We start from the raw sequence: 13,266 nt of genomic DNA on the forward strand, positions 1-13,266 counted from the left end.
TTTCTCTGCATGGAACTCAGACTGGGCCCGTTGCTGCGGTACGTCGACGAGACGCGGGCGACCGTCTGGGTGGAGACCTCCTCGGCGTGCACGGTCGAGGTGCTGGGTCATACGGCGCCGACGTGGTCAGTGCATGGGCATCACTACGCGCTCGTGCTGATCGACGGGCTGGAGCCGGACAGCGTCACGCCGTACGACGTGCGGTTGGACGGTGCGGTGGTTTGGCCGCTCGCTGACTCGTCGTTCGGGCCGAGCGTGATCCGGACGCCGCGGGCGGACGGGACGTTCCGGATGACGTTCGGGTCGTGCCGGCGGTCGGCGCCGTTCACAGCCGAGGGGTTCAAGCAGTTCGGGCCGGATGCGTTGGTGGCGCTGGCCAACGGCTTGGAGGAGTTGCCCGACGCGCTGCTGCTGCTCGGGGACCAGGTATACGCGGACGACCCGTCGGACGCCGTACTGGAGCGGCTGCGGGACGCGCATGGTGGACGGCAGGGCTCTGAGGTGGCCGACGAGATCGGAAACTTCGAGGAGTACACCTGGCTGTACGACGACGCGTGGCTGAACCCCGCGGTGCGGTGGCTGTTCTCGACCGTGCCGCTGTGCATGCTGCTCGACGACCACGACCTGCGTGACGACTGGAACACCTCACTGACCTGGCGTCGCTGGGTGACCGGGCAGCCGTGGTGGCGGGACCGCGTGGTGGGCGCCTACGCGTCGTACTGGGTCTACCAGCACCTGGGGAACCTGTCACCGGAGCAGCTCGCCGAGGACCCGACGTACAAGGCCATGCTGACACTGCCTGATGATGCGGAGCGGACGGCGTACCTGGAGAGCTTTGCGTGGGCTGCGGACGAGGACCCAGTGACGGCACGCTGGAGCTTCTACCGCGACTTCGGTACGGCGGCGCGCGGCGTGCGACTGGTTGCGGTCGACTCGCGGTGTTCGCGGCACCTGGAGCCGAGTGAGCGAGCCATGGTCGACGCACACGAGTGGTCGTGGGTGCGTCGCGTTGTGCTGGACGCTGGGCGGCCGATTCGCCATGTGCTGCTGGCGTCGACGCTCCCGTTCCTGCTGGCGCCAGGGCTGCATCACTTGGAGGGCTGGGACGAGGCGATCTCGTCTGGAGCGTGGGGACCACGTGGAGCTCGCGTGGGCGAGCGGATCCGGCAGGGGATGGACCTGGAGCACTGGGCGTCGTTCCGGAAGTCCTTTGATGATGTGACCGAGCTACTCGGCGCACTGGTGAGTGGTGAGGACCCACCGGCGTCGATTCTGATGCTGTCGGGTGATGTGCACTGCAGCTACGTGGCTGAGGCTTCCCTGCGGGATGTGGAGCACCCCGGTACGGCGATCCGCCAGCTGACGATGTCGCCGTTCCGGAACCCGGTACCGCGGCACGTGCGGTGGGCGAACTACCTGCTCGACACGCGATGGATGACGTGGTTACTGCACCGGCTGGCGCGGTCGGCCGGCGTACGGGACGTGGCGGCGGACTGGCGGCTCGCCCACGGGCCATGGTTCGGGAACGGCGCGATGACGGTACGGCTGTCGGGAGAGAACTGGGCGGTCGACGTGGACCACGCCGTACTGGATGGTGACCAACAGCGACTGGACCGCACGCTGAGTTACCCTCAGTCGGGAGCTTGAGGCCTGAAGTTGCCATTGGCGCCCGGTAGGCCCCTTGTCATGGGAGGTTGATCGGCATGAGATCTTCGACCATCCGCCGCAGTGTCGCTGCCCTCGTCGCAGCTGCCCTCGCCGTCACCGCCGTACCGGCCGCCCAGGCCGAACCGGTGAAGCCGCCGCGACTGTCCGCAGCCGCCATCACGTCCGCGCTCATGAGCCAGGTGACCACGCCGGGTACCGCGTGGCAGACCCAGCCCGACGGCACCGTTCTGGTGTCCTACGACTCGACGGTGACCGGTTCCAAGCTGACCGACCTCACCGCGAAGACGCGCCGTCTCGGGGATGGCGTCGTACTCGAGAAGCTGCCCGGCAAGCTGCAGAAGTACTCCACCGGTGGTGAGGGGATCTACGGCGGTGAGTACCGGTGCTCACTCGGCTTCAACGTGTACGGCAAGGGACGGTACTCGTTCCTGACCGCGGGACACTGCGGCAACATCGCCTCGACCTGGTACTCCGACGCCGGCCACCAGGTGAAGATCGGTACCCGCCAGAGCTCCAGCTACCCGGGCAACGACTTCGCGCTGATCAACTACCCGGTGGGCATCAAGAAGCCCGGCGGCAGCGTGTACCTGTACAACGGGAAGTCGCAGGACATCACGCGGGCGACCACGCCGGCGTTCGGGACCTACGTGTACCGGGCCGGGGTGACCAGCGGGCTGCACAGCGGGACGGTGCGCGGGCTGAACGCGACGGTGAACTACGGCGACGGCCAGATCACCGGACTGATCCGGACCAGCGTCTGCGCCGAGCCGGGCGACTCGGGTGGTCCGCTGTTCAGCGGGCGGAGCGCCTACGGGCTCACGTCGGGTGGGACCGGTGACTGTAAGACACCGGGTGGCGTGACGTACTTCCAGCCGGTGACCGAGGCCCTCGCGGCGTACGGGGTCGTCGTGTACTGACTTTTCCGCCGGAGCGTGCGGGTTATCCCTCACGCTCCGGATTTAACTGAATACTCAGCGGTTGACGCGGGTAGGAGTGCTCACGGTTGAAGTCAAGGACGCACCCGCCCCGAGCGCGTCCTCATCGTGAGGAGGCTGAAACCGTGAATGTTTCCCGCCGTACCACCGCCATCCTGGCAGCCGCCGGGCTCGCCGCCGCCGGACTGCTCGCCACCGGGCAGGCCTCGGCCGCACCCGCCCTGCCCTCCCCGGCCGCGATCACCTCGACGCTGAACTCCGAGGCCCGGATCCCGGGAACCGCCTGGCAGACCAACCCCGACGGCCGGATCATCGTGTCGTACGACGACACCGTGACCGCGTCGAAGCTGTCCGCACTGACCAAGGTCACCGACCGGTTCGGTTCCGCGGTCACCCTCGAGAAGATCCCTGGCAAGCTCACCAAGTACATCGCCGGTGGGGACGCCATCTACGGCGGGCAGTACCGCTGCTCGCTCGGCTTCAACGTCCAGGACAACGCCGGCGCCTACTACTTCGTCACCGCCGGCCACTGCGGCAACATCGCGTCCAGCTGGTACGCGAACTCCGCCAAGACCACGCTGCTCGGCACCACCTACGGTTCGAGCTTCCCGGGTAACGACTACGCGATCGTCAAGTACAGCACGTCGTACACCAACCACCCCGGCACCGTGGACCTCTACAACGGTTCCAGCCAGGACATCACCTCCGCCGGTAACGCCTCCGTCGGCCAGGCCGTCAAGCGCTCCGGCTCCACCACCGGCGTCCACTCCGGCACCGTCAGCGCCACCAACGCCACCGTCAACTACGCCGAAGGCACCGTCACCGGCCTCATCCGCACCAACGTCTGCGCCGAAGGTGGCGACTCCGGCGGCGCCCTCTTCGCCGGCACCGTAGCCCTAGGCCTCACCTCCGGCGGCTCCGGCAACTGCTCCTCCGGCGGCACCACCTACTTCCAGCCCGTCACCGAAGTCCTCTCCCGCTACAGCGTCCACGTCTACTGAGCGACCCCAAACCCCAGTAGACACAAGAAAAACCGGCGGTCAGGTGAGTGATCACCTGGCCGCCGGTCCGCGTTCGGTACCGCGCTCAGGCTTGGCGGCGGCGGGAGATTTCGTAGAGGGCTACGCCTGTGGCGATGCCGGCGTTGAGGGATTCGGTGGCTGAGGTCATGGGGATGGAGACGATGAGGTCGCAGTTCTCGCGGACGAGGCGGGCCAGGCCTTTGCCTTCGGAGCCTACGACGAGGACGAGGGGCTCGGTGGCGGCTTCCAGGGCGGGGAGCTCGACGGCGCCGCCCATGTCGAGGCCGATGACCAGGAGGCCGGCGTCCTTGTAGGACTTGAGGGCTCGGTTGAGGTTGGTGGCGCGGGCTACCGGGATGCGGGCGGCGGCGCCGGCGGAGGTTTTCCAGGCGGAGGCCGAGACGGAGGCGGAGCGACGCTCGGGGACCAGGACGCCGTGCGCGCCGAAGGCGGCGGCGGAGCGGGTGATGGCACCGAGGTTGCGGGGGTCGGTGACGCCGTCGAGGGCGACGATCAGGGGGACCTCGTGGGCGTTGTAGGCCCGGTCCAGCAGGTCGTCGGGGTGGGCGTACTCGTACGGCGGGATCTGCAGCGCGACACCCTGGTGGGCGCCGCCGGCGGTGACGCGGTCGAGCTCGGGGCGCGGGACCTCGAGGACCGACATGCCGTGCTGGGTGGCGATCAGGAGGGCCTCGCGCAGGCGGGCGTCGCGCTCGGTGCCTTCGGCGATGTGCAGGGCAGCAGCCGGTACGCCGGCGCGCAGCGCCTCCACGACCGGGTTCCGGCCGTAGACCCACTCGACGATCGAGTCGAGGTCCTTGCGGGCGGGACGGCGACGGGTCTCGCGCTCCTCGGCGCGCTCCTTGGCCTTGGCCCGCTTGTGGGCCGGGTGCTTGGTGCGGTCGACCGCCTTCGGCGTCGGACCGCGGCCCTCGAGGCCCTGGCGGATACGTCCGCCGGACCCGGCCGTCGGGTTTCCGCGCTTCTTCCGGATGGCGCCCTTGCGCTGGCTACTGCCTGGCACGTCAGTTTCCTTCGATCGTGGTCGGCGCCGCGAGCGTCCAGCGCGACCCCTGGGGTGTGTCCTCGACGACAACGCCGAGCGCCTTCAGCCGGTCGCGGATCGCGTCCGACGCGGCGTAGTCCTTGCGTGCACGGGCGGCCTGACGCTGCTCCAGCAGCGCCTGGACCAGCCCGTCGACGACCTCGGTGAGCTCGTCACCGGCCGCGGCGCGGGACGCCCACGGCTCCGCCAGCGGGTCCAGCCCGAGCACGCCGAGCATGCCCCGGACCGCCGCCAGCGACTCCCGCAACGCGGCCGAGTCGCCGTCGGCGACCAGCTTGTTCCCGTCGCGGACAGTGTTGTGCAGTACGGCGACCGCGGCCGGCGTACCCAAGTCGTCGTCCATCGCCGTCACGAAATCGGACGGCAGATCGGTTGCCGGCGAGACCCCGCCGGTCACCTCGGTCGCGCGGGTGACGAACCCGTCGACGCGCTGGAAGCTCTTCGCGGCCTCGTCGAGCGCCTCGAAGGAGAACTCCACCACCGAGCGGTAGTGCGACTGGACGAGGTAGTAGCGCAGCTCGATCGGGCGGACCCGCTCGACGACGTTGCGGACGACGGCGCTGTTGCCCATCGACTTCGACATCTTCTCGCCGGCCGTGGTGACGAGCGCGTTGTGCATCCAGGTCCGGGCGAACTTCTGCCCGACCGCGGTCGACTGGGCCAGCTCGTTCTCGTGGTGCGGGAACCGCAGGTCCAGCCCGCCGCCGTGGATGTCGAACTCGTCACCGAGGTACTTGCCGGCCATCGCGGAGCACTCCAGGTGCCAGCCCGGGCGGCCGCGGCCCCACGGGGTCGGCCAGGAGGCCGTCCGCGGCGTGCCCTCGGTGTAGCCCTTCCAGAGCGCGAAGTCGCGCGGGTCCCGCTTGCCGCGCGGGTCCGCGTCCTCGGCGGCCTCCATGTCGGCGATCTTCTGGTGCGACAGAGCGCCGTACGCCGGCCAGGACTTCACGTCGAAGTAGACGTCACCCGAGCCGTCCGGTGCGACATACGCGTGCCCGGCCTCGATCAGCTGGTCGATCATCTCCAGCATCTCCGGGACGTGCCCGGTGGCGCGCGGCTCGTACGTCGGCGGGCGGCAGCCCAGTACGTCGTACGCCCAGTGCAGCTCGCGCTCGAACTCGTACGCGTGCGCCCACCACTGGACGTCCCGTTCGGCCGACTTGGCCAGGATCTTGTCGTCGATGTCGGTCACGTTCGCGATCACGGTGACCTCGTAGCCCGAGCGCTCGAACCAGCGCCGCAGGACGTCGAAGACGACCTCCTTGTAGATGTGCCCGACATGCGGGGCACCCTGCACCGTCAGCCCACAGTGGTAGATCCCGACCTTGCCCGGATGGACCGGTACGAAATCCCTCACTGTTGCCGTCGCGGTGTCGTACAAGCGAAGTGTCACCGGTCAAGAGTACGGGAAATGGCACTTCTCCTTGACAAGATGTCCGGAGCACCCCCAGGAGGACCCTTGTCGAACCAGTACGGCCAACCCCCGCAGCAGTACGGCCCACCGCCCGGCCCGCCCCCGCAGTACGGCCCACCGCCGCAGCAGTACTGGGGACCTCCGCCGGGCCCGCCGCAGTACGGCCCGCCCATGGGCCCACCGCCGGGAGGACCGGGCTTCGGCTTCGGAGGGAACGGCTATCCGCCGCCGAAGAAGAAACGCAGCAAGGCACCGTTCATCGTCGTACCGGCCGTGCTGCTGTTCGCCGGTGTCGTCTCGCTCTATCTGTTCGCGCTGCACGCCAAGCAGGAGCGCAACAACTACTCCAGCCCGTCGCCGACGTACACGTCGTCGTACTCGCCGAGCGAGGACCCGTCGTACTACCCGAGCAGCACCCGGCCGACGGTGACGCAGCCGACCGTGGCGCGACCGACCCAGCCGCGACCGACCAAGACCACGCCGCCGCCTCCGTCGGACCTCGACGTGACCGCGCGGAACAAGTTCTACAAGACCGGTGTGCAGAAGTCGGTGAACTGCCGGGCGCCCAGCATCGCTCCGACCAGCGAGGCGAACGCCCGCAAGTACTACGCCGCGGTCATCGCCTGCCTGAACAAGGCCTGGCCGGCGCAGATCCGGAAGGCCGGCGTCCAGTGGGAGGGCGTCAAGATGACCACCTACTGGTACACGGGCTACAGCCCCTGTGGCAGCAACACCCTGCGTTCGTTCTACTGCAGCTCCAACAACACGATCTACATGGACGCGAAGTCCGATGTGGACGCCTGGAAGAAGTACACCAACTTCGCCCAGGGACGGAACTGGGTGCGCGCCGGGATGATGGACACCCCGGCCCACGAGTACGGGCACCATCTGCAGGACATCACCGGCATCCTGGACGCCAACTACCGGCTCAAGTACCAGAAGAGCGGCGACAAGGCACTCGAGCAGAACCGGCGGATGGAGATCCAGGCGACCTGCTTCGGCCACGTGTTCCTGGGCGCGAACCGCAAGACGATGATCAGCAGCGGTGTACGCAAGGAGCTCGACTACATCAACCACAACTCCGGCGACGAGTACGACACCAAGCGCGACCACGGCAGCAAGGCGATCCAGCCGTACTGGGCCGACCGTGGCTACAACACCCGGAACCCGGCGTACTGCAACACCTTCACGGCCGGGCCGCAGTACGTCCGGTAAATACTCACGGTAACTCCGATCCGAAAAGGTTGATTCTTCCGATAGCCGGGTAAACCTCTGCCGAGCGCTCTGTCCGCCCCCATCGCTCTGTGGAGGTTCACCGTGAAGTCAGTTCTCACGGGTGCCGCCGTCACTCTTGGCCTGCTCCTGGCCTCGATCGGCTCCGCCCAAGCCACCGCCGGTACGTCCGGCAGCACCGCAGCGCACCAGCCCACCCCGCAGGCCCGGCAGCACGGCATCGACCGTGCCGGTGACGCCTACGCCGGCTGGTTGCAGAACACGACCACCAGCGCCGCACCGACCGAGATGGCGCCCGCCGCCTCGGTCGAAGGCATCGACGTGTCCGGACACCAGGGCAACGTCAACTGGTCGGCCCAGTGGACCGCCGGCAAGCGGTTCGCCTACGTGAAGGCGACCGAAGGCAACTACTACACGAACCCGTACTTCGCCCAGCAGTACAACGGTTCCTACAACATCGGCATGATCCGTGGCGCTTACCACTTCGCCACGCCCAACGACTCCAGCGGCGCCAACCAGGCCAACTACTTCCTGGCCCACGGCGGCGGCTGGTCCCGCGACGGCAAGACGCTCCCCGGCGCCCTCGACATCGAGTACAACCCGTACGGCGCCACCTGTTACGGACTGAGCGCGTCCGCCATGGTGAGCTGGATCCGGGACTTCGTGAACACCTACAAGAGCCGTACCGGCCGTGACCCGGTCATCTACTCCAACCTCGACTGGTGGAGCCGGTGCACCGGCAACAGCACTGCTTTCAACTCCACCAACCCACTCTGGGTGGCCCGCTACGCGTCAGCGCCCGGCACACTGCCTGGCGGCTGGCCGTTCTACACCATCTGGCAGTACAGCTCCTCGCCGATCGACCAGGACCGCTTCAACGGCGACATGTCCCGCCTGACAGCGCTGGCGAACGGCTAAACCGGTTGCAAGGTCTCATAGTCTCGATTGGTGACCTACAAGTTGCCAATCGAGACTGACCGGCTCACTCTGCGCCGCTACGTTGCCAGTGACTACGACGACCTGCTGAAGCTCCAGTCCAACCCGGAAGTCACCCGCTTCCTGCTGTACGACCCGAAGACGCCCGAGCAGGTCCAGGAGACCCTGGCGAACCGGATGGCCGACGTACCGATGGACGGTCCGGACCAGGCGCTGACGCTCGCCGTCATCCTGCGGGAGACCGGTCAGCACCTCGGCGAGGTGACGCTGTTCGTCGAGAACTTCGACCACCAGGGCGGCGAGCTCGGCTTCGTCTTCCACCCCGAGTCGCACGGTCACGGGTACGCCGGGGAGGCGTCGGCCGAACTGCTGCGACTCGGGTTCGAGGAGCTCGAGATGCACCGGATCATCGGCCGGCTGGACGCCACCAACACCAGCTCGGCCAAGCTGCTGCAACGGCTCGGAATGCGCCAGGAGGCGCACTTCGTCCGGAACGAGTTCCTCAAGGGTCAGTGGACCGACGAGGCCGTCTTCGCGATGCTCCGGGACGAGTGGCTCGAACGAAAGTAACTATTTGACCACTCCGCTTGGGATTGCGGCATGAGTTAACCGCAACTACCGTCGGAAGATGACCGCCCCCCGTACCGTCACCGCCCTGTTCGCCGGTGTGGTCGTGCTGACCTCGGTAGTGCTGCCGAGCGAGGCCGTGAAGGTAGCCCCACCGCGACAGATCGCTTTCCACACGTGGACGTCGGACGCCGACTTCCTCGCCGGTGCGCACTCCGGCACCACCGTCACCGACGGTTCGCTGACCTTCGGCCAGGCGACCGGCAGTACGGCGTACGTCGACCCGTTCGGCGACGGGACCGCCAAGAACTACGACCAGGCCAGTTGGGTCTCCCCACCGGTCAGCACCGGCTTCGGGGTGACCGAGCTGATCGCCTCCTGGAACGCCACCACTCCGCCCGGGACCTGGGTCGAAGTGTCGATGGCCGCCAAGACGAACCTCGGGGCGACCACCAAGTGGTACGTACTCGGTCGCTGGGCCGGGGGTGACGACACCAGCGCCGGTGACATCCACCGGACCTCAGTGCCGAGCCAGGGCGATGCCGACGGCCGCGTGGCCGTTGACACCTTCGTCGCGGCCAAGGACCGCTGGATGGACCGCTGGCAGCTCAAGGTGACGCTGTACCGCCTGAGCGGTTCGACCCAGGCGCCACTGGTCCGCTCGGTCGGAGCGGTCTCCTCCCGGCTACCCGCCGACGCGAAAGTTGCCGTGAGCCCCCTTGGCGGCGCGGAGGGCGTCGTACTGGATGTGCCGACGTACTCGCAGGAGACGCACATCGGCCACTACCCGCAGTGGGACAACGGTGGTGAGGCCTGGTGCTCGGCGACCTCGACCGCGATGGTGCTGGACTACTACGGCGCCGGTCCGACGACTGCGGAGACCAGCTGGGTCGATCCGGCCGACGCTGATCCGCAGGTCGACCACTCCGCCCGGCATGTCTTCGACTACGACTACGACGGTGCCGGCAACTGGCCGTTCAACACCGCGTACGCCGGTAGTCGCGGCGTGGACGGGTTCGTCACCCGGCTGCGGTCGCTGACCGAGGCGGAGCAGTTCATCAAGGCCGGCATCCCGCTGGTGGCCTCACTGTCGTTCAAGAAGGGCGATCTGCCCGGTGCGGGCTACGGAACCAACGGCCACCTGATGGTGATCGTCGGCTTCGCCCCGAACGGCGACGTCGTCGTCAACGACCCGGCGTCGCACCTGATCAAGAGCAACGACGCCGTCCGTACGACGTACGACCGCACTGCCTTCGAGAACGCCTGGGTACCGCACTCCGGCGGACTGGTCTACGTCATCCATCCCGCCGGTACGCCGCTCCCACCGCATGAGCCGCAGGCCAACTGGTAGAGCTCAGCGCGCGAAGAGTGCGCCGGTGAGGTTGGTGGTGAGGTTCCGCAGCGAGTCGGGCAGGTTCTGCAGGTGCCAGCCCCGCGGACCGCGGTACCAGCTGAAGCCTTCGTCCTCATCGGCGTCGTCGTCGGTCGCGACCAGTGCGTCGATCCAACGCTCCGCGCCACCGAGCACCACTGCGTACGGGAGAGCCCGTGCGCAGAGCTCGGCGTGCTGGTCGACCGGCAGCTCACTCACGTCCATCTCCGCCAGCTCACCGCGGATCGCAGCGATCTGACCGAGGACCCGACCGGCCGCCGGAGCCTTGGCCGGCATGTGCCGACCGATGAACAGCAGGCCGACGCCCACTGCGATCACCGCGAGGCCGACGAGACCCCAGCTGGAGAGCAGTGCGAGCACCAGAGTCAGCACGAGACCGGCGACGGTGGTCCCGATCCCGACAGTCGTCCACAGCGAGCGGGTGCGGTCCGGTCGCTCGTTGAACCACCCGCGCTTGACCACTCCGTCGTACAGGGCGTCCTGCACCTGAGCCAGGTTGGCCCGCACCTGGCGGCCCAGCTCGGAAACCAGCACCGAGTCGGAGTCACCGAAGACGGCGCGGATCAGCACGTTCTCGTAGCGCTGGAGCTCCTCGGACGGCGCGTTCGACACCCGGCGCAGCTCCCAGTCGGGACGCGCGTACTCACTGCGGTGCTCGAGCTCGACAATCGTGATGTGACCGCGGACGGCCAGGTCGATGATGGACGCGGTCACGTCCACCGGGTCGATCCGCTCGTCGATCAGCGTGCCGACCTCACCGGGCCGCAGGTCCGACGGCGGCGTGAAGTCGATGCGCGCGTCCTGCCCAAGGCTGAACAGCGACGCCGGTACGACGCGTCGCGGGTCGACCTCGTCACGGCCGCGGAGGCGGTAGAGGAGCAGCAGCGCCAGCGCACCCAGAACCAGCAGACCGACCGCAGTCAGCAGCTGGGCGGTGTCGGTGGAGAAGGCCCGCGAGAACGTCCGGCGGTACTCGACGATCGAGTTGGCCGCGATCTTGCCCTCGGGGAAGCCGATCGTCATCCGGACCGTGTTGCCCGGCGGCAGACTGGCCTGCTCGAACGTCGGGCCCGACACCTCACCGGTCTGGGCCAGCGTGCACGGGGTGTTGCTGTCGATCGAGCCGACGAAACACGAGATGTGACTGGTCTCGGGCACGCTGTACTCGACGTGCACGGACTGGATGGTCAGGTTGATCCCGCTCAGCGGCGAGAACTGCATCTCGGTGCCGTTCAGCGTCTTGGCGACCGCACCCTTGACCGTGTAGGTGACGTCGAGCTGGGTGTCACCACTGAGATCGCCGACGGCGATCGAGGTGACGTCACCGTCCTGCTTCTGCTCGAACTTCCGGTCGGTGCCGGCGGTCTTGACCTTGACGTCGTCGACCTTCTGCACGTGGTCGACGTTGTCGGCCAGGTGCTGCCGGGTGAGCAGGAACCGGCTGAAGGTGCCGGTCACGTTCGTCAGCTTCCAGGTCTCCGAGACCCGGAGCAGCCCGTCCTCCTCGACCCGGACCTGGGCCGCGTAACTGGTCACGACCGGATCGGCCGACGTATGGGTGGTTGCCGCGCCCGCCGGTACGCCGGTCAGGGCGGCAAGACCGAGAGCACACAGGGAAGTCCCGAGCAGACGTAGACGCATCGACCAATCACACCGTAAAGAGAGGGTCAGTTGACCCGGGCACCATACCGTGACGGGGGCCTCCGGCCGTGTTCCGTGCCGGTGGCAACGACCCCACGGCTCCGCTACCGTCGGGCGGGTGTCAGGCAATCAGTGGGGCCCACCGCCGGGCCAGTACCCTCAGCAGCCGCCACAGGGTCAGTACCTGCCGCCCGGACAGGGTCAGTACCTGCCGCCGGGGCGGCCCTGGCCGCAGCAGCCGCAGTACGGCGCTCCTCAGTACGGCGCTCCTCCTGGACAGCAGTTCGGCTGGGGCTCGGGTGGACCGCGGCCGCCGAAGAAGAAGGGTGGCGGCGCGAAGTTCGCTCTGACTGTGGTGGGCGTGATTGTCGCCGGTGTGGTCGGACTGGTCGGCGTCTCGACCTTCCTCAAGCACAACGGCAGCAGTGACGGCCCGTACACGAGTCAGCCCGAACCGACGTACACGACCAGCTACAGCCCGTCGTACTCGCCGACGGGCTACACACCGTCGGCGCAACCCTCGACGCAGCCGTCTGCCACCCAACGACCGACGACCACGAAGCCGGTCCCGAAGCCGACGGCGCCGCGCACCACCCGGCCGACCAAGAAGCCGGTGGTCGTGACGGACCTCGACATCGTCGCTCGGAACCGCCTCTACAAGTCCGGGGCGATGCGGTCGGTCAACTGCAAGGAGTCCTCGGCCCGGCTGGCGACGGCCGCCGGTGCCACGACGAACTACCGCAACCTGTGGAACTGCCTGAACCGGTCCTGGCCGTCGCTGGTCACCAAGGCCGGCGCGAAGTTCCGGCCGCCGAGCGTGCGCACCTTCACCGGCAACATCAACACCCCCTGCGGCACCTGGTACGACAGCGGCCCGCCGTTCTACTGCGGTAGCACCGAGACGATCTACATGAACCTCACCGAGGACGTCGGCGGCTACAACCAGTACCCGAACCAGTCGTCGAAGGTACTGGCCCGGATGTGGATGCTGCACCAGTTCGCCCATGAGTACGGTCACCACGTGCAGAATCTGACCGGGATCCTCGATGCCGCGCACGACATCCGGTACGACGCTCCGTCGACCGCGAAGGAGCTGGAGATCACCCGCCGGATCGAGCTGCAGGCGTCCTGCTTCAGCGACATCTTCATCTCCGCCAACCGGAAGAGCTACCCCATCTCCGGCCAGTCGGCCGTGCAGTGGCGCTGGCTGATCGGGAACGTCACCGACAAGCAGAACGACCACGGTGACGCGGTCAACCACAAGTACTGGGCGCTGCGCGGCTACAACTCGCGCAACCCGGCTTCATGCAACACCTACGTCGCGTCGCCGAAGAAGGTGCAGTAACTCACCGACCGGCCGTGGTGGCTGGCGCCAGGCCCCGCGATCACGC

The 13,266-nt window shown here is 67.9% G+C and carries 11 protein-coding genes; 8 read left to right on the forward strand and 3 right to left on the reverse strand.

What is annotated here, in order from left to right; translation table 11 throughout:
• Window positions 1-9: 9 nt before the first annotated feature.
• From ACIA49_RS41585 to ACIA49_RS41595, 3 genes are all read left to right on the forward strand, one after another.
• Window positions 10-1,647 (forward strand): alkaline phosphatase D family protein, encoded by a 1,638-nt coding sequence (locus ACIA49_RS41585; protein WP_396383887.1) that lies wholly within the window; start codon window positions 10-12, stop codon window positions 1,645-1,647.
• 56 nt (window positions 1,648-1,703) lie between these two features.
• Window positions 1,704-2,585 carry a S1 family peptidase gene (locus ACIA49_RS41590; RefSeq protein ID WP_396383888.1) on the forward strand — a complete coding sequence of 294 codons (882 nt, stop codon included), beginning with the start codon at window positions 1,704-1,706 and terminating at the stop codon, window positions 2,583-2,585.
• 143 nt (window positions 2,586-2,728) lie between these two features.
• Window positions 2,729-3,604 (forward strand): S1 family peptidase, encoded by an 876-nt coding sequence (locus ACIA49_RS41595; protein WP_396383889.1) that lies wholly within the window; start codon window positions 2,729-2,731, stop codon window positions 3,602-3,604.
• Window positions 3,605-3,689: 85 nt separating this feature from the next.
• Here ACIA49_RS41595 and rlmB read toward each other — a convergent pair whose 3' ends face one another.
• Window positions 3,690-4,649: a 23S rRNA (guanosine(2251)-2'-O)-methyltransferase RlmB gene (gene rlmB / locus ACIA49_RS41600; protein ID WP_396383890.1), complete on the reverse strand. Its 960-nt coding sequence runs from the start codon at window positions 4,647-4,649 to the stop codon at window positions 3,690-3,692.
• 1 nt (window position 4,650) lies between these two features.
• Entirely contained in the window at window positions 4,651-6,084 is a 1,434-nt protein-coding gene (cysS, locus tag ACIA49_RS41605) for a cysteine--tRNA ligase (RefSeq protein ID WP_396383891.1), read from the reverse strand.
• A gap of 18 nt (window positions 6,085-6,102) precedes the next feature.
• On the opposite strand from cysS, the gene ACIA49_RS41610 reads away from it, so the two are divergent.
• From ACIA49_RS41610 to ACIA49_RS41625, 4 genes are all read left to right on the forward strand, one after another.
• A complete protein-coding gene (locus ACIA49_RS41610; protein ID WP_396383892.1) occupies window positions 6,103-7,320 on the forward strand; it encodes a neutral zinc metallopeptidase in 1,218 nt (405 codons plus the stop codon).
• Between the two features lie 102 nt (window positions 7,321-7,422).
• Complete coding sequence (locus tag ACIA49_RS41615) at window positions 7,423-8,256, forward strand: lysozyme (RefSeq protein ID WP_396383893.1); 834 nt, start codon at window positions 7,423-7,425, stop codon at window positions 8,254-8,256.
• Window positions 8,257-8,286: 30 nt separating this feature from the next.
• Window positions 8,287-8,844 (forward strand): GNAT family N-acetyltransferase, encoded by a 558-nt coding sequence (locus tag ACIA49_RS41620; RefSeq protein ID WP_396383894.1) that lies wholly within the window; start codon window positions 8,287-8,289, stop codon window positions 8,842-8,844.
• A 58-nt stretch (window positions 8,845-8,902) separates the two neighbouring features.
• Window positions 8,903-10,192 (forward strand): peptidase C39 family protein, encoded by a 1,290-nt coding sequence (locus ACIA49_RS41625; protein WP_396383895.1) that lies wholly within the window; start codon window positions 8,903-8,905, stop codon window positions 10,190-10,192.
• Between the two features lie 3 nt (window positions 10,193-10,195).
• Here ACIA49_RS41625 and ACIA49_RS41630 read toward each other — a convergent pair whose 3' ends face one another.
• Window positions 10,196-11,875 (reverse strand): DUF2207 family protein, encoded by a 1,680-nt coding sequence (locus tag ACIA49_RS41630; protein WP_396383896.1) that lies wholly within the window; start codon window positions 11,873-11,875, stop codon window positions 10,196-10,198.
• A gap of 118 nt (window positions 11,876-11,993) precedes the next feature.
• Here ACIA49_RS41630 and ACIA49_RS41635 point away from each other — a divergent pair, with 118 nt between their 5' ends.
• Entirely contained in the window at window positions 11,994-13,220 is a 1,227-nt protein-coding gene (locus ACIA49_RS41635; protein ID WP_396383897.1) for a neutral zinc metallopeptidase, read from the forward strand.
• Window positions 13,221-13,266 lie beyond the last annotated feature (46 nt).

The sequence above is a fragment of the Kribbella sp. NPDC051587 genome, from assembly GCF_044453945.1.
GTDB lineage: Bacteria > Actinomycetota > Actinomycetes > Propionibacteriales > Kribbellaceae > Kribbella.

Coding starts and splice junctions, on each gene's coding strand:
- ACIA49_RS41590 (WP_396383888.1), top strand. CDS start 1,704: ATGAGATCTTCGACCATCCGCCGCAGTGTCGCTGCCCTCGTCGCAGCT.
- ACIA49_RS41585 (WP_396383887.1), top strand. CDS start 10: ATGGAACTCAGACTGGGCCCGTTGCTGCGGTACGTCGACGAGACGCGG.
- ACIA49_RS41630 (WP_396383896.1), bottom strand. CDS start 11,875: ATGCGTCTACGTCTGCTCGGGACTTCCCTGTGTGCTCTCGGTCTTGCC.
- ACIA49_RS41610 (WP_396383892.1), top strand. CDS start 6,103: ATGGCACTTCTCCTTGACAAGATGTCCGGAGCACCCCCAGGAGGACCC.
- ACIA49_RS41625 (WP_396383895.1), top strand. CDS start 8,903: ATGACCGCCCCCCGTACCGTCACCGCCCTGTTCGCCGGTGTGGTCGTG.